The sequence below is a fragment of the Pseudomonas sp. BT-42-2 genome (assembly GCF_025847435.2).
Classification (GTDB): Bacteria; Pseudomonadota; Gammaproteobacteria; order Pseudomonadales; family Pseudomonadaceae; genus Aquipseudomonas; species Aquipseudomonas urmiensis.
The window spans coordinates 39,492-55,664 of record NZ_JAOYTM010000015.1; the positions used below are offsets into that span (position 1 = coordinate 39,492).

Consider the following 16,173-nt stretch of genomic DNA (forward strand, 5'->3'; position numbering starts at 1 on the left):
ACGCTTTCCGGGCTGGCCTGGAGAAAGGGTGCGGATCTTATCGATAATTATTTACATTTGCCAATGTTTTACTGATTGCTCCTTCAGCGCCGCCGGGAAAAATCAGCCGGGACTTCGATGGCCAGTTCGGCGCCGCCTAAGGGGTGGGTGCTGGAATCGAAAAAATGCAGAGAACTACCTGCAATGTCGGCAAACCGCTGGATGAAATGCTGTTTTTGGTTGATAACCGAAGCCTCGCTCAGCGGCCTGATGGCGATCGCCAGGTGTGCCGGTCGCGCCTGGCGAATGGCGTCGAGCAGATGTTGATCGCTGCCATCCAGATGCTGTCCGAACAGGCACACCCCCTGGCTTTCACCGGCGAGTTGGCCCAGGCACCAGGACAGGTAATCGGAATTACGAATAGCCCGCAGTTTGTGTTCACTGCGGTCCTCGTTGATGAACAACGGCACTTCACCGGGAATGTTCACGGCAAAGCCATCGAGCAATTCGGCATTATTGGCGCTGCGCTGGCGGGTGCTGCCGTCGGGCAGCTTGAGCAAGTGCAGCCCGCCATGCAGGTGCATCACCCGCGTGCCTTCGCTGCGCGTGTTGCGCACATCGAAAAAGCCTTCGTCATCGAACAGCGAGGCAAACCCCTGCGGTGCATGGCGCATCGCCCAGGGCAAGAGCAGGTCGTAGTTGCTGGTATAGACACGGCGATAGCCGCGCAGGGCCTGGGCGATCGAGTCGAGGGTAGCGCTTGGCATCAGTGGCCAGGGCATATGCACCGCGCGCACGGCATGGATCAGCGCCTCTTTGAGCGAGTAGTAGCGGTTCAGCGGCGCGGTGGAATTGATCGCCAGTGCAGCGTTGGCCCGGACCGTGGTGTTCAAGGTACTCAGCACCGGCTCGAACAACTCTGTGCCCAACGCCTTGAACAACGCCTGGTCACTGACACCCAAGGCCTTGTGCCGCACGCGCTGGGCCTGTTCGAACAGCGAGAAATAGCCGAACGGTTTCCACAGCGCACGACTGGCACCATTGCCCAGCAGCAAGGCATCGCAGGGATGGCTGGCATTGAGCGTTGGCCAGGCGATCAGGTGGGCGTCTAGTGCAGGCATGCGAGGGTCCAGGGGTAGAGGCGGAAATCGCGGGGACTTTAGCATGTCATGCAAGCTGTGCGAGGCTGTCTGGCCATGGATCGATACGCAGGAGAGCCAAGATGCACACGCAGATCGTACGGGCACTGGGCCTTGCAACACTGTTGGCGGGCGCGGCGCAAGCCAGCGATGGGCGCAGCTTGGCGGCTGCCCAGGGTATTGCACATCCGGCAGTGATCGCCCATCGCGGCGCGTCTTTCGATGCGCCCGAGTCCACCCGGCCGGCTTACCTACTGGCCCGCGAACTGGGCGCCGACTATCTGGAGCTGGACCTGCAACGCACCCGCGATGGTGTGTTGGTGGTGGTGCACGACGATGTGCTGTCGCGTACCAGCGATGTCGCCGAGCGCTTCCCCACGCGCCGTGACAGCCCGGTCAGCGCTTTTACCCTGGCGGAGCTTAAATCGCTGGACGCTGGCAGTTGGTTCAACCAGGCGTATCCGGATCGCGCCCGGGCTTCGTTCAAGCAGCTACCGATCCTGACCCTGGATGAGGTGATCGACATCGCAGAAGACAGCCCGCAGCAGCGGCCTGGGTTGTATATCGAGACCAAGATGCCGGGGCAGTTTCCTGGCATCGAGCGTGATCTGGCCGAGCGGCTCAAGGCGCGGGGCTGGCTGGACAAGCCCGGGCGGGTGGTACTGCAGACCTTTGATCGCAACAGCCTGCGACTGCTGCATGAGGCCATGCCACAGGTGCCCAAGGTGCTGTTGCTGTGGGTGGGCAAGGGCAGTATCGAGCCGGCCTCGGGGCAGTCGTTTGCCGAATCGGGTGAGCGCGACAAGGCGGCGTTCTACGCCCGCCAGCAGCCTCGTGATCGGGCTGAGTTCGAGCGTTGGCTTGAGTTTGCCAAGGCGGGCGGCGCGATCGGCACAGGGCCGTCGGCGCGGCGCAGTCAGTTGGGCGAGCAGAGCTATGCCGATTTGATTGAGCCGTGGATGAACCAGCTCAGCCATCAACAGGGGCTGCTGGTGCACGTGTATACCCTTGATGAGCCGGTGGACTTCGACAAGGCGATGAAGGCCGGGGTGGATGGGATTTTTACCAATCGGACCGGGGCGCTGATGCGCTTTTATGGACGGGCGGATGCGCTGGAGGAGGGACAGGTATTGCGCAGGCTCGGGTACTGATCGAAGAGCAAGCCCTTAGTGGCCTCACGCAAAGCCTTAATCGTTCGTCGTCTCCTTACGCGCCCGATTGCGCCAAACCCGATAAGCCCGTATCCCCGCCCGCACCGAGCCGAACAGCAGCTTGTCTTCCATCTCTCGCGCCATCCCCGAGCGCACCAGCATGCGCAGGAAGGTGCCGCGGGCGCGGGCGATGGCGAAGTGAATCCCTTGTGCTGCGAGGGTGTCGCGCACCTCGCGCAGGGCGGCGATGCCGCTGACGTCGATGCTGGTCACCGCCTCGGCATCGAACAGCACTGCCTGGGGCTTGTCCTCGCCTTGCACGGCGTCGAGCAAGCGCATTTTGAAATAGTCGGCATTGAAGAACAGGATCGCATCATCGAAGCGGTACACCACCAAACCTGGCACCGTGCGCGCGTCGGGGTGATGGCGTACATCGACCTGGCCTTCGATGCCTGGCGCCCAGCCGAGCACCGCATCGGTAGGTTGGTAGATGCTGTAGAGCAGACGCAGGATGGCCAAGGTCACGGCGAACACGATCCCCGGTAATACGCCCAGGCCAAGCACGCCGACGGTGGTCAGCAGGCACAGCCAGAACTCGAAGCGGCTCAGGCGATAGATTTTGCCCAACGACTGCACATCGATCAGCCCCCAGCCAGCCATCAGCAGCACAGCTCCGAGCGCAGCCTGGGGAATCCAGGCCATCGGGGCGGTGAAGAACAGCAGGATCAAGGCAATCACCAGCGCGGCAATGATGCCCACCAGTTGGCTCCTGCCGCCGACCATGTCGTTGACTGCGGTACGTGAGTCGGCGCCACTGATGGCGAAACCTTGCGACAGCCCGGCAGCCAGGTTACTCACCCCCAAAGCGACGAACTCGTGGTTGGCGTTGATCGCATAGCCATGCCGGGCGGCGAAGCTGCGGGCGGTGAGCATGGCGCTGCAAAAACTGACCGTGGCGATACCCAGGGCATCGCGCAGCAGGCTCTTGGTCTCGGCCAGATTGCTTTGCGGCCAAGCCAGCTCGGGCATGCCGCCTGGTACTGGGCCGAGGATGGCGACGCCAAAATGGTCGAGCCCGAATAGTCCGACCAGCAAGGTGAACAGCACCACGGTGACCAACGCCGCTGGCAGGCGCGGATAACGCCGTGGCAGCCAGATCAGCAAGCCGAGCCCGGCAACGCCGATCAGCAGGGTCAGCCAGTGGATCTCGCCCAGGCGTTGAACAAAGTTGATCAGGCTGAGGATGAACCCGTCGCCCTCGATCTTGAAGCCCACCACCTTGCTCAATTGCCCGGCGATCAGGCTCAGGCCGATGCCGTTGAGGTAGCCAATCAGGATCGGTCGCGAGAAGAAGCTGGCAATGAATCCAGCTCGCGCCACACCGGCGGCAATCAGCATCACCCCCACCAGCACGGTGACGATCACCGACAGCTCGGCGATGCGCTGCGGATCACCCATCGCCAACGGCGCCACGGCTCCGGCGATCATCGCGCAGGTCGCCGCATCTGGCCCCACCATCAACTGCCGCGAACTGCCGATCAAGGCATAGACCATCATCGGCAGTACGCAGGCGTACAGCCCGTACTGCGGCGGTAGGCCGACGATCTGGGCGTAGGCGATGGCGATCGGGATCTGAATCGCTGCCACCGACAGGCCCGCCTGCAGGTCAGCGTGGAACCACTCGCGGCGGTAGTGCAGCAGGTTGGCCAGGCCCGGTAGCCAGCGTGAGAGAAACATGCGCAGTCCTTTCGAAATGTTTCACAGTGCAGGTGAGCATATGCGCTCACGGCGAGCTCCGTGCAAGCGGATTTTCGCGCTGGGCATTCAAGCGGATTGGGCAGGTACAGGCCATGGGCCAGATCAAGCAAAAGGCAGAAACGAAAAAAGGAAGCCTCGGCTTCCTTTTGACAGGCGATGACGTTATGGCAACGTCATGCGGAACTACTTGAATCGGTGCAGCAAGAAGTGGAGCGGGTAGAGGGAATCGAACCCTCGTCGGAAGCTTGGGAAGCTACTGTTCTACCATTAAACTATACCCGCTTGACGCCTTTACTAAGCGGCTTGCGCTTCGCAGCTCGACTTTGTACCAGAACCCTCCAGCGATGAAAAGCCCAGGCTTGAAAAAGAACAGTCGGCGGCCCGTAGCCTGCGGGTAGTCAAAGGGCTACAGGACGCCGATGCGCTCAGATGGCCAGTGCATGGTGCCCCTGTACATAGTGGTTGCGTTGACGGGGCTCACGCGTTGTCGGCTTGAGGAAGCCCAGCATGACGTTACGCAGCGCTTCGCTGGCGGTCTTGTGCTCCATATCGAGGAAGTGCCCGGCACCCTTGATCACGCTGAAGTGGCTCTGGTCCACATGCTTGCCGAACTGGCGGGCATCCTCGGCGGTGGTGTATTCGTCACGATCACCGTTGATGAACATCACCGGGATATTGATGTTCGCCGCGCCCTTGAGCGCCCGCTCCAGATCGTGCTGCAACACCTGATTGATGTGGAACAGCATCTGCGCGTACTCATGGCTGTCCAGGCTGCTGACATGCCGGTAGTTGAAGCGCTTGAACAGCGACGGCAGGTGCTTGCCAATGGTGTCGTTGACCAAGTTGCCGACCTGGTAGCGATCGCAAGCGGCCAGGTATTGGCAACCGCGCTCCAGGTAGTCGCGCATTGGTTCGTTGATCACTGGCGAGAACGAGCTGACGATGGCCTTTTTCACCAACCGTGGCTGGTGCGCCAGCGCCAGCAGGGTGCAGGCACCGCCCCAGGAGAACGACATCACGTGGTCGGCCTGGAAGTGCTCGATCAGCTCAAGGAGGATATGCGCCTCGGTCTCCTTGGTCAGCAGACGCTCCTGGCGGTTGTGGGGCTTGGACTTGCCGGCATACGGCTGGTCGTACAGCACCACGTTGAATTGCGGGTGCAGGCTGCGCACCGTCTGGGCAAACGAGGCAGTGGTCGCCAGCGATCCGTTGATCAGAATGATCGTCTTCTCGGCGCCGTGCGCGCGATGGAACTCCGTGTAAACCCGATACTGACCTTGGATATCAAGTACAGCGATTTCTGGCCTCATGTCATCGACTCCTGGCGCAAAAAGGGTATTCGCGTCACCTAGGGTGCACGTTGTTTATGACAGGTAGGCACATGCCTTGAAGAGTTTTACCGGGCCCTGTGTCGATCCTTGGCACATGTGTCGACGGTATTGTTTTTGGCGGGCAATTCACCGTGCCCCGGGGTATCGAGACCCTGGGTGGCCGGCAAAAAGGCGTCTTGGACTGCGGCCGTGACTGGCAAGTCACATGCAGACTGACGATTTCGATTCAAGCAGTAGGTTGGCGATCCCGCAAGTGCCGTTCGGGTAATCGTGTAGGAAAAACCGCTGGGCGGTTGTGGCTGCGCTGGTATGGGGCGTAACTCAGGTCAGGCCCTATCGCGGGGAATGACCGCAGGTCTCAGACCGCCGCGATCTCTTGCCGGGTCAGCGCGCGGAACTCACCTGGCGCCAGGGCAGGGTCCAGGACAATGCTGCCCATGCTTTCCCGGTGCAGCCCGATCACCTTGTTCTGAAAGTGGCCGAACATCCGCTTGACCTGGTGATAACGCCCTTCGACGATTTCCAGCCGGGCCTGATGCGTACCCAGGATCTGCAGCCGGGCGGGCAGGGTGGTCAGGTCCTCGAAAGCAAAATAGAACCCCTGGCGAAACTTGGCGGGGTAGTGCTCGCCAATCTCATCCTCGGTCTGCACCTGATAGACCTTCGGCAGTTTGGTGCTCGGTTGCGTCAAACGCCGCGACCACTGGCCATCGTTGGTCAGGATCAGCAACCCGGTGGTGTTGAAGTCCAGCCGCCCGGCAATGTGCAAATCCTCACGCAGTTCAGCCGGCAACAGCTCAAGCACAGTGCGATGTTGCCGATCGTGAGTAGCACTGACGCAGCCCGCAGGCTTGTGCAGCATCAGGTAGCGCGCAGGCCGGCCAGCCTGGTGCAGCTGCTCATCGACCTCGACGCGGCTGAACTCACGCACTTCATGCAGCGGATCGACAACTATCTCGCCATCCACGCGCACGCGCCGCTGCACCAACAGCAAGCGCACCTGCTGGCGGTTGTAGCAAGGGAGGTTGGCGAGGAAACGGTCGAGACGCATGATTGCAACTGAGGTCGGAATAAGGCGCGCAGTCTACCCAATTGCTGGCGGATTCGCTGCTTCCCCGCGATAGTATCAGCAGCCTCAATTAGGGGAGGGCTGATCTGACGCTATCGCGGGGCAAGCCCGCTTCCACGGGGCGGTATTTTGAGCTGCTCATCGACCGCCGCACAGCGTGGGCACAGGCAGGCTTGGTTACGCAGTTCGGCGGGCAGGGCTTGGAGCACCGCCGGGTCGATGGTCACGGCAAAGCACCAGCAACCCTGGGTAGCGCTGCGTGGGTCGGCCAGGCCGCATTGATTGAGGGCGCCGCAGGCGGGGCAACGCTGGCTGTCGGTCATGAGGCTGTCTCGCTACAGACGCGGTTGCGTCCGCCCTGTTTGGCACGATAGAGGGCATGGTCGGCGCGGGTCAGCAGCGTGTGCAGGGTGTCGTCACGTTGCAGGCTGCTCAGGCCGATGCTGGTGGTCAGGCGTAGCGGCTGGTCGTTGTAGCTGAAAGTCAGCTGCTCGGTGCGCCGGCGGATTTTTTCCGCCACATCGAACGCTTGTCGACCATCGGCTTCACGCAACAGCACGATGAACTCCTCACCACCCCAGCGGCAAAGTATATCCGACTGGCGCAAGCTGCCCTGCAGGACGTTGGCGAACTGGCGCAGCACTTCGTCGCCAGCCAGGTGGCCGTGGGTGTCGTTGAGCACCTTGAAGTGATCCAGATCGATCAGCAGCGCCACTAAGGACGTGTTGTCGCGTTGGGCTTCTTGCAACGCTTGCCCGGCCAGCAGATCGAAGCTGCGCCGGTTAGGCAGGCCGGTGAGGGTGTCGAGGGTGGCCAGCGCTTCCATGCTGTCTTGATGGCGCTTGACCATGGCATGCAGCAGTGAGAGCACCACGAGGGTGATCATCGCGCAGATCGCCAGATTCAAGTACAGCGACTGGCGCACCCGCTCTAGCGCGCCGGTCTCGCGTTTGTCTACCAGCAGGTACCAGTCAAGTTCGGGGATCTGCCGCACATTGAGGAAGTGGCTGTGGCCTTCGCTGTCGAGGTACTCATGGCTGCCAGCGCCGGGGATGGGCATGCGCGGCAGCAGTTGTTCGAACTCGCGGCTCTCGGCCAGTTGCTGGCCAACCCGCAGGCCGTGTGCAGCGCCCTCCGAGCCGGTCAGCAAGACCTTGCCGCTGGCATCGGTGAAAAACACCGAGCGCTGGTAGCGCCGCTGGTAGTCGTCGATCAGCTTGACGACCGACTCCACGCTCAGGCCCACCCCGGCAGCGCCAATGAACTGGCCCTGATAGTCGAGCACCCGGTAGTTGATGAACACCGTGAGCTTGTCCTGGTTGGCCATGTCCAGGTCGACGTTTATCTCGTAGGGCTCGTTCAGCTCGCGCAGGCGGTAATACCAGGCATCGCGCCAGGTGCCAGGCTTGATCTGCTTGAGCACGCCCTTGGCCTGGTAATAGGTGAGCGTGCGCTCGGAGACGAAGAAGGCGGTGCAGGTGTCCTGATTGCCCATCACCTCGCCCAGATAGCGGGTGATGCGCTCGGCGTCCTGTTCGCCGGCCAGCACCCAGTCACGCAGGAAGGTGTCCTGGGCCATCATCGAGGAGATCAGCACCGGGCGGATCAGGTCTTTCTGGATCTCCGAATAGACCGTGTCGGAGGTCAGGGGCAACTCGGTATTGACGATGCCATCGCGAATGGCGCTACGCGAGGCGAAATAGCCGAGCAGGGAAGTGGCCAGAAAACCACACGCCAGCAACAGCAGCAGGGTCAGGATGAGCGAGCGCTGTGAGAACAAGGCGGAACGTGACGGCATGATCTTCCCGTGATGTGTGCCAGTGGCGCCATTCTAGTGAGATGACCGGAAAATGACTGCATGTTTTTTGGGGGTATCCGACTTGTTTCAATTTGTTGCGCAAATGGCACTGGACCTTGGCGCAACTGTCTTAATCAGTGTCGATCAACGCATGCCGATCGACGCTCGCCAGCGCCGCTGTGCCGGGCACTCCAGCGGTCCAGGAGGCCGCCATGTCCCCACGAATCTTGCTGATCGCCCTGCTGGCGCTGCTGACCAGCGCCTGCGCCCCTTATTACGGAAACGGCGGCTACTATCGTACCGAGTACTACAGCGCCGATCGCTACTCCTATCCCGGCTATCAACGCTATGACCGCGGCTATTACGTTGCGCCGCAGCCGCGCTACTACTATCAAGCCGCACCGCGCTATTACCAACCGGCACCGCGTTACTATCGGCCTGCGCCGGTGCCGCATTACCGGCCTTATCCGCAGCCTGGGGTGAGGCAGTGGCACGGCAATCCGCGCAATGACTACGGCAACCGCCAGCGCTATGACTATGGTCGCGACCGTGATCGGCATGACTACCGCAACGACAACCGCCGCTACCAGGATGGTCGCTGGCATTCCAACGGCCGGGGTGATCGCAATCGCCGCCCGGATGGGCCGCGGGGTGAGCGCAACTGGCATCGCTAAGCGGTAGCGGCGTAGCTCGGCTCTCATACCACCCTACAGATCGGCCAAGGGGTGGCGCCCTTCCCAGACTTTGGCGAAATGCGCTGCCACCACCGCTGTGGGCACCTGTGCCACATCCGGCCAGTGCCAGCGCGATTGGTTGTCCTTGTCGATCAGTCGCGCGCGCACGCCTTCGCTGAACTCCGGGTGCCGGCAGCAGTTAAGGCTCATTGCATATTCCATCTGGAACACTTGCGCCAATGACAGGTGCCGGGCCCGCTGAATCTGCTCCCAGACCAGGTGCGCAGTGAGCGGGCAGCCTTCATGTAGGCGCTGTCCAGCTGCCGCCAGTAATGGATCGGTATGTTTTCGCAGGCCTGCCACGGCTTTCCAGGCTGCAACCGGGTCGGCGACATCGAGCAATTCGTCGATGACAGCCCGACGCGGTAGCCATTGGGCTTGCGGCAGTTCGGCGCAGGCGCGGTGCTGTTCACACTTGAGCAGGCTGCTCAGTTGCAGGCTGGTTTGCTCCTGCCAGTTCAACTGCAGCAATTCATTGATCAATGCTTCCTGTTGGTGCTCACCAAAGAAACGATCCGCCAAGCCCAGATCGAGCGCATCACGCGCGTTGATCGGCGCCCCGGTCAGCCCCAGAAACAACCCCAGCTTGCCGGGCAAGCGGCTGAGGAACCAGCTGGCGCCCACGTCGGGGTACAAGCCAATGCTGATTTCCGGCATCGCCAAGCGGCTGCTGGGAGTGACGATACGCACCCCGGCGCCTTGCAGCAGCCCCATGCCACCGCCGAGGACATGCCCATGGCCCCAGCACAATAGCGGTTTAGGGTAGGTGTGCAGGCGATAATCCAGGCGGTATTCAGCGGCAAAGAAGGTCGCCGCCAGCGGCGGTACGCTACCGGGATGCTCACGGCACGCATCGACCAGCGCGCGCACGTCGCCGCCGGCACAGAAGGCCTTGCTGCCATTGCCACGCAGCAGCACGCAGACGATCCCCGAGTCACTGGCCCAGCTACGCAGTTGCTCGTCGAGTATCTCGATCATCGGCAGGCTCAAGGCGTTGAGCGCCTCGGGTGCATCCAGGGTGGCAATACCGATTCGGGCGCCATCGGCGCCGGTGAGTACCTGGCATGTAATGGACATGGACTACCTCGCACAAATCATCCGCCAAGTATGGCCTGCTGAGCAGATCGCGCCGGTCGTCGGTCGGATCGATTGACAAGCCAGGGCAGCTTTCCTAGTGTCGCGCCACTTTGCTTTTGGATAGCCCCATGACCGACGACGACCGCATCAAGCTCGAACCCAGCTGGAAGGAGGCGCTACGCGCTGAATTCGACCAGCCCTACATGCACCAGCTGCGCGAATTCCTGCGTCAGGAGTATGCCGCTGGCAAGGAGATCTATCCGCCGGGTCCGCTGATTTTCAATGCGCTGAATTCGACGCCGCTGAACCAGGTCAAAGTGGTCATTCTCGGCCAGGACCCGTACCACGGCCCGGGCCAGGCCCATGGCTTGTGCTTCTCGGTGCAGCCAGGCATTGCTACGCCACCTTCGCTGGTCAATATCTACAAAGAGCTGCAGCGTGATTTGAACCTGCCCATTCCCAACCATGGCTATCTGCAGAGCTGGGCCGATCAGGGCGTGTTGTTGCTCAACACCACCATGACCGTAGAGCGCGCCAATGCCGCTTCGCATGCGAAAAAAGGCTGGGAGCTGTTTACTGATCGAATCATTCAGCTGGTCAGCGAGCAGTGCCCCAACGTGGTGTTTCTGCTGTGGGGCGCCCATGCCCAGAGCAAGCAAAAGCTGATCGACGGCACCAAGCACCTGGTGCTCAAGTCGGTGCATCCATCGCCGCTGTCGGCCTATCGTGGGTTTTTTGGCTGTGGCCATTTCAGTCGGGCCAATGGCTTTTTGCAGCAGCATGGCATGAGCCCGATCGATTGGGCGCTGCGGCCGCTTTGAAGGTAACTACCTAGTATTTTTGTCAGTTTCGCCCTGGCTGCGTTGCGCGCTAGATTTCACCCAGCAAATCCGCAAGCCGAACTTTGCAGGCCTGCACCAGAGGGGTGTTTCATGACGCAGCCGCTACCAAGTACCAGGGCCGGCACCACCGATCTTCCTGAACCGAACCTGCCCGCAGTGCTTGCATTACTTGCCGATGAAAACGGTGCCTTCACCGTACCGCTCACCGCGCAGGGCGCTGCGTTGGAGATGCAAGTGCTCGGTTGGGCAGATTACGAAGCTAGCTATGCACAGTTGGTGAGTGAGGGTTACACCGATCTGCAGATGATCTTTCGTTGCTTGTGGGAAGGCGCGGCAGTCGCAGAGTTTCCAGTAAAAATGGAGCCCCGCGCGGTAGATTTCTTTCCGGTGCAGTTGCAGATGCCCGCACACTTGCTCAACCGTGAAGGCGTGTGGTCGGTTGGCTACTCGGCCGAAGTGGAGGTCATCGGCAATCCGAGCACGTCTTCTTCCATACAGATTCGTATTGATCGTACAGCACCCAACTTCGGCAATCCTGCACCCTTGCGTAACGATAACGTGAGGCTGGTTGACCCTACCTATCTCGCCAACAATGCTCAGCAAGCGATCTTCTTCCTCGATCGCTGGGTCGATATACGCTTGGGCGACCGTGCCTTGTTATTTGTTATCCCTCAAGGGCAAGCGGCGACACCCGAAACGCCTACCGTGGAAGTCGAAGTCACGCCTGAGAACATCAATCTGCAGCCGTTTCCTATCGCTGTCCCGGCCGGGTTATTAGGTGATGGGCAGTTCCGAGTGGTCAGCAAGTTGCTTGACCGTTCGGGCAACGTCGGTCGTGAATCGACCTCGCGGGACGTCGAGATACGTTTGACTGTCGGCCCAGTGCTGCCTGCTCCAGTCGTACCGTTAGCTAGCGATGGTTTGATCGACCTGCAGGAGGCGCGTGGGTTGGTAACTGTTGAAGTCCCGCAAATCACCCAGGCGCTTGCCGGCGATAGCATTCAGGTCTATTGGAATGATCGCCCGCTGGCGCTATGGCCAGTACCTGCAACCCCGCAGTGGCCTGCCACTGTGATCGTGCCTTGGGCGACGATCACAGCCGATGGTTTCGTTGGCCCAGTGCTGCGGTCAGTGCGCTATGAGCTGGTGCAAAATGCGGGAAGGCAGGCTTCACCTGTCATCCAGGTGAACGTCGACTTGCGCGTGGCAGGGCCTGATCCGCAGGGGCCCGGAGAGGTCAACCCACAGCTTGCTCCCGTGGTGGTGAGGGGGCGCACGGCGGATAACGTCCTCGGGCTTGCGGATGTCGGTGTGGCGGTCATGGTCGATGTTGAGCTTTACCCAAGCCCCCGCGCCGGTGAGGTGCTTGAGCTGCATTGGGGGAACTTGCCACAGGTGGTTGCGACTTACCAGGTGACCGGTAATGAACCGCCGCGACAGAGGGTTACCTTTTCCCCGGTGCCTTACGAGGTGATCAGGCAAGGCGGTGATGGCCCTGCCGTGCAGGTGTTCTACCGAACGGCGATAGGCGGCAACCGACAACGAGCCAACCCGACGTCGGTCAGAGTCGACACGGCACAACTGACTCGATTGACGGTGACCAGACCACGACTGACGCCTTTCCAACCCATTCTCAACTGTGCCACGCAACCCTGGCTAGGCATAACGATGACCGTTGCGCAGCACGCGGACATTCAGGTGAATGACCGTCTGGAGCTGCGTTGGCAGTTGTTCCGCACGCAGAGCGATGGAGTGGCTTCCCAGCCGCTTATGCCAGCCCCCGAATATCTTGCGCCAATAGTGGTCACCCAGGCGGGTGCGCAGACCTTGCAGATGAACGAGTTCAATAGGCTGATCTTTGATGTGTTCGCCGCAGCCGGGAGGGTTTACACGGGCTACGCGAGGATCGGCTATCGGTTGACCAAGCCAGATGGCCGAACCGTTGAAGCGCCACTGTCCTGGGTGCCCATCGATCTCCAGCGAGCAAGCTTTGTGGTCTGTACCCCAACGGGTGATGTGAGGGTTTAACACTGCTTGGCAGTTAGCAATTTAGTGTTGATCTAAGTTACAGACGTTTCATGACATGCAGTAGCACCTATCGATATCTGCCCAGACCAGCAGAGAAGGGCGCATGGCCATGTCAGAAAGATAATTACAGTGTTCAAAGAAGATGAGTAGTTGTAGTAGAGCGTTCAGTGGTAGGGATAATTACACTCCGGCTAGCAGATTAGGGATAGAGACAATGACTATTCAAGAGAAAGACTCCACCGATAATGGCGCACTGGTGATCATTGAATCTGGCGATTTTGTTGCGCCGATCGGACAGGTGCAGAAGGATCTGTCGCTCAGTGTGAATGAGCGTACTCTGGAAGAGCAGCGACTAGAAGCTGAAGAAATGTCAGCGCTTCGAGGAGAAGCAAATGAAAAACTATTGAAGCCGGGTGCAAAACCTAAAGCGCGGACTCGGCTCGCAGCCAATATGGGTGCGCCAGAGGACGTTTCTATCCTTGCGGCGGCGAGTTTTACCATAAGTAATACCTTGCCAGATGTTGATGATGCGCGGCCCAATACCGTTCCCGCTGCGGCTTGGGAAGATGCTGATAGTAGCGGAAATAGTTTGATTTCTATTACCGTGCCGCGTTGGGCATCGACGGTGCCGGATACGGAAGCTGCGGATTATGCCGGCACTAATGACGTTATTATCTTCGGGCGGCAGGATCGAAATAATCCGGCCAACAATATTCTCTACGGCGATTTTTTGTTCAGCACGCCGTTTGAAACCACTACGGCTACCAGTCCTACCGAGTACACGTTCACGCTTACTCCAGAGTTCATCCGCTGGCTTGACCCGGATCGGACTAACAACATTTTCTACATCGTCACTAACGAAAGTGTTGACAACCAAGCGATGTCGCCCCTGCAGCCGTTGTTCGTAGATGCGACTCCGCCGTCCTTTCGCTCAACACCGGGTCCGCTAGGTATCCCGACCACACCTGCCGGTATCACCGCCCCGGTCGTGTTGACCAGGGCGCTGCTTGAGAGTAATCCGCTCATTGAGTTTCCGGTACCGCTGGCCACTGGCGCGTGGCCTGGTGATCGAATTGTGGTCAGGGCCGGTGGGGTTATCGTGCATGAGGCCGTGATGTGGCCAATTGATGACCAGGCTCAACCCCTGCCCCTTCCTGCCCTTGCTCCCAACGCTACTGTGGCCATTCCCTCCACTGCGCTTCTTGCGCTGGGAGAGGGGCCAAAGGAATTGGAATATGAGTTGATCGATCGTGCCGGTTGGGGATCGGGTCGCTCCCAGTCTCTTCAGGTCACCCTACGGCTGGATGCTGTACCAGGGGTATTGCCTGCGCCAGTCATTACCGCTGCGCGCGTGGATCGCGTGATTGCCCGCGCTGGGCTGCCTATCCGGGTGCCGGATATTACCAATGCACAGCCCGGCGACCTGATCGAAATGCGCCTGATCCGTCCCATTGCTGCCAACCCCCCAGGAGATACCGGTAATGTCGTGACGCTGCCGGCGTTCACATACGGTAGTAACCCTCGCACCGTCATCGCCAGTTGGGATGATCTGGCAGTGCCTAGATTTGGCGGTCAGTCCTTCTATGATCTGAATGTGGAATATACCTTGCGCCGAGGGACCGCCGATCTCGGTATCTCGCCTCGCGCCATCGTGCCTTTGGATCTGCGCACGGTGGGTCCAGTACCGATTGACGAAGGCCCTGTGAATACAGCGCTTACGCCGGTTGTCGTACGGGGTCCTGCTTCACAGACCGACAACTTGATCGATAGTCGTGATACAGGCCAGGATGGCGTCATCACGTTCACCTACTATCAAGGACTGGCTGCCGGTCATGTGGTCAGGTTCTTCTACGATGGTGGCACGGCAGCTGATCAAGTCGCTGAACTTGTACTGGTTGGCAACGAGACTGCAGGAACCACGGTTACCGTGCCGTTGCCGGAAGCTGTGATCACGGCGCGCGGCAATGGGCGCAAGCCTATCTACTATGAAGTGTATGCAGATGACACAGCGGCCAACGCGAATAACTTCCAGCGTTCGCCGACGACTGATGTCAGGGTTCAATTCGTTACCTTGGCGCTAACGTCGTTCGTTAGATATACCGCTGTGGCCGACACTCGCGTAGCTAACGGGCAGGTCATACAGCAGCAGAACCGTCGCCCAGGTGCACCCGTTAAGCAAACCGGTATCATCAACTGCGGGGCGCAGCCGTGGCTTGGTATCAATCTTGAAATTATCGAGCCCACTTTAGTTGTCGGTGACATCGTTACGATTACCCTGACCTACTCCAGTAATGCCCTGGGTACTGCCTTGGTCAATCAACACTACACCTTCGATCATGATGTCACTCAAGCTGACGTGAATAATCGCCGCCTGCTTCACAGCGTGCCGTATAGCCAGATCATGTTCTACAACGTCGGCAGTGGGCCAACGCCGGCACTTGCCAGCGGTAGTTTCGTCAGCAGTTTCACCGTGACGAAAGCTGACGGAGGCTTCGGTAGTACCGCTGACTGCCTTGTTCGGTACAGCAGGCTGCAGACCGATACAGTCTGTGGGCCTGCCCTGTAAGTGTTGAAACTGCCGCGGTGGTTGTGATAGCCACCGCGGCGCTAGTTTTCGTGATTAGAGACAATTCTTGTAGGAAAGAACTCATGCGGCTGTTGAGTTTTCCTACAGAAAAGGGCCATCCAAAAGAATAAATTGCCGGCGCTTATTCATTGGAGCGCGCGACAGTCGCGCCTTCTGTACATCTCATGCCCGAATTGGAGCTCGAAGATGCGAAACTGCCGAACTCGCCCGGAAAAACAAATTGCCTTGTCCCTCGCTGGTGTTATCAGTTTACTGACATTGGCTGCCAGCCCCCTGCATGCACGGGATCTAACTGGGCAGAGCCTGACTATTGATGCGACCACTCCTCTGGATACCTACAGCTTGAATGCCGCTTCGGTATTGACGGTCGATGGTGCGCAGACAGGGGCAATACAATCCTCTCAATCTACATTGAACATTCTTAGCGGCACGACGACGGCGCCGACTTCTAACGCTATCAGACTCGTGGACAGTCAAGCGACTATTGGCAACGCTAACATCACGTCGGCCACTCAGACGGGGCTTTTATTGGGGCGCTTGACCGTCGGCTCCATCGCCCGCATAAGCGACAGTCAAATCAGTGGCGGTTTTGCCGGCGCACAAGCGTCTAACCGCAGTCAGTTAATCATTCAGCGCTCACAGATCACGGCAACCAGACCCAACGGGGTGGGGCTGCGACT

12 protein-coding genes and 1 tRNA gene are annotated in these 16,173 nt (G+C 59.8%); 5 read left to right on the plus strand and 8 right to left on the minus strand.

Annotated features, from left to right (window positions below):
• Positions 1-83: 83 nt before the first annotated feature.
• Entirely contained in the window at positions 84-1,100 is a 1,017-nt protein-coding gene (locus OIU19_RS18670) for a DUF4917 family protein (RefSeq protein WP_264236261.1), read from the minus strand.
• Between the two features lie 101 nt (positions 1,101-1,201).
• Here OIU19_RS18670 and OIU19_RS18675 point away from each other — a divergent pair, with 101 nt between their 5' ends.
• The gene (locus OIU19_RS18675; RefSeq protein ID WP_264236262.1) at positions 1,202-2,269 is read left to right on the plus strand and encodes a glycerophosphodiester phosphodiesterase family protein; all 1,068 of its coding nucleotides are present in this window, start codon (positions 1,202-1,204) and stop codon (positions 2,267-2,269) included.
• Positions 2,270-2,305: 36 nt separating this feature from the next.
• On the opposite strand, the gene OIU19_RS18680 is transcribed toward OIU19_RS18675, so the two are convergent.
• From OIU19_RS18680 to OIU19_RS18705, 6 genes are all read right to left on the minus strand, one after another.
• Positions 2,306-4,006, minus strand: coding sequence for a SulP family inorganic anion transporter (locus OIU19_RS18680; protein WP_264236263.1), 1,701 nt, complete (start codon positions 4,004-4,006; stop codon positions 2,306-2,308).
• Between the two features lie 229 nt (positions 4,007-4,235).
• Positions 4,236-4,309: transfer RNA gene (locus OIU19_RS18685), tRNA-Gly, on the minus strand.
• A gap of 143 nt (positions 4,310-4,452) precedes the next feature.
• Positions 4,453-5,337 (minus strand): alpha/beta fold hydrolase, encoded by an 885-nt coding sequence (locus tag OIU19_RS18690; RefSeq protein WP_264236264.1) that lies wholly within the window; start codon positions 5,335-5,337, stop codon positions 4,453-4,455.
• A 379-nt stretch (positions 5,338-5,716) separates the two neighbouring features.
• A complete protein-coding gene (locus OIU19_RS18695) occupies positions 5,717-6,409 on the minus strand; it encodes a pseudouridine synthase (RefSeq protein ID WP_264236265.1) in 693 nt (230 codons plus the stop codon).
• Positions 6,410-6,519: 110 nt separating this feature from the next.
• Complete coding sequence (locus tag OIU19_RS18700) at positions 6,520-6,750, minus strand: cysteine-rich CWC family protein (protein ID WP_264236266.1); 231 nt, start codon at positions 6,748-6,750, stop codon at positions 6,520-6,522.
• Positions 6,747-8,225: a sensor domain-containing diguanylate cyclase gene (locus tag OIU19_RS18705; RefSeq protein WP_264236267.1), complete on the minus strand. Its 1,479-nt coding sequence runs from the start codon at positions 8,223-8,225 to the stop codon at positions 6,747-6,749. The genes OIU19_RS18700 and OIU19_RS18705 overlap by 4 nt, the downstream gene beginning before the upstream one ends.
• 212 nt (positions 8,226-8,437) lie before the next feature.
• Here OIU19_RS18705 and OIU19_RS18710 point away from each other — a divergent pair, with 212 nt between their 5' ends.
• Positions 8,438-8,899, plus strand: coding sequence for a hypothetical protein (locus OIU19_RS18710; RefSeq protein ID WP_264236269.1), 462 nt, complete (start codon positions 8,438-8,440; stop codon positions 8,897-8,899).
• A gap of 33 nt (positions 8,900-8,932) precedes the next feature.
• On the opposite strand, the gene OIU19_RS18715 is transcribed toward OIU19_RS18710, so the two are convergent.
• On the minus strand, positions 8,933-10,036 hold the full coding sequence (locus OIU19_RS18715) for an enoyl-CoA hydratase/isomerase family protein (protein WP_264236270.1): 1,104 nt from the start codon (positions 10,034-10,036) through the stop codon (positions 8,933-8,935).
• Positions 10,037-10,164: 128 nt separating this feature from the next.
• On the opposite strand from OIU19_RS18715, the gene ung reads away from it, so the two are divergent.
• The 3 genes from ung to OIU19_RS18730 all read left to right on the plus strand — a co-directional run bounded on the left by ung (position 10,165) and on the right by OIU19_RS18730 (position 15,472).
• The gene (gene ung, locus OIU19_RS18720; RefSeq protein ID WP_186553984.1) at positions 10,165-10,857 is read left to right on the plus strand and encodes a uracil-DNA glycosylase; all 693 of its coding nucleotides are present in this window, start codon (positions 10,165-10,167) and stop codon (positions 10,855-10,857) included.
• Positions 10,858-10,968: 111 nt separating this feature from the next.
• Positions 10,969-12,906, plus strand: a complete 1,938-nt coding sequence (locus OIU19_RS18725; protein WP_264236272.1) for a hypothetical protein — start codon at positions 10,969-10,971, stop codon at positions 12,904-12,906.
• A gap of 214 nt (positions 12,907-13,120) precedes the next feature.
• A complete protein-coding gene (locus OIU19_RS18730; RefSeq protein WP_264236273.1) occupies positions 13,121-15,472 on the plus strand; it encodes a hypothetical protein in 2,352 nt (783 codons plus the stop codon).
• Positions 15,473-16,173 lie beyond the last annotated feature (701 nt).

Coding starts and splice junctions, on each gene's coding strand:
- OIU19_RS18670 (WP_264236261.1), bottom strand. CDS start 1,100: ATGCCTGCACTAGACGCCCACCTGATCGCCTGGCCAACGCTCAATGCC.
- OIU19_RS18675 (WP_264236262.1), top strand. CDS start 1,202: ATGCACACGCAGATCGTACGGGCACTGGGCCTTGCAACACTGTTGGCG.
- OIU19_RS18680 (WP_264236263.1), bottom strand. CDS start 4,006: ATGTTTCTCTCACGCTGGCTACCGGGCCTGGCCAACCTGCTGCACTAC.
- OIU19_RS18690 (WP_264236264.1), bottom strand. CDS start 5,337: ATGAGGCCAGAAATCGCTGTACTTGATATCCAAGGTCAGTATCGGGTT.
- OIU19_RS18695 (WP_264236265.1), bottom strand. CDS start 6,409: ATGCGTCTCGACCGTTTCCTCGCCAACCTCCCTTGCTACAACCGCCAG.
- OIU19_RS18700 (WP_264236266.1), bottom strand. CDS start 6,750: ATGACCGACAGCCAGCGTTGCCCCGCCTGCGGCGCCCTCAATCAATGC.
- OIU19_RS18705 (WP_264236267.1), bottom strand. CDS start 8,225: ATGCCGTCACGTTCCGCCTTGTTCTCACAGCGCTCGCTCATCCTGACC.
- OIU19_RS18710 (WP_264236269.1), top strand. CDS start 8,438: ATGTCCCCACGAATCTTGCTGATCGCCCTGCTGGCGCTGCTGACCAGC.
- OIU19_RS18715 (WP_264236270.1), bottom strand. CDS start 10,036: ATGTCCATTACATGCCAGGTACTCACCGGCGCCGATGGCGCCCGAATC.
- ung (WP_186553984.1), top strand. CDS start 10,165: ATGACCGACGACGACCGCATCAAGCTCGAACCCAGCTGGAAGGAGGCG.
- OIU19_RS18725 (WP_264236272.1), top strand. CDS start 10,969: ATGACGCAGCCGCTACCAAGTACCAGGGCCGGCACCACCGATCTTCCT.
- OIU19_RS18730 (WP_264236273.1), top strand. CDS start 13,121: ATGACTATTCAAGAGAAAGACTCCACCGATAATGGCGCACTGGTGATC.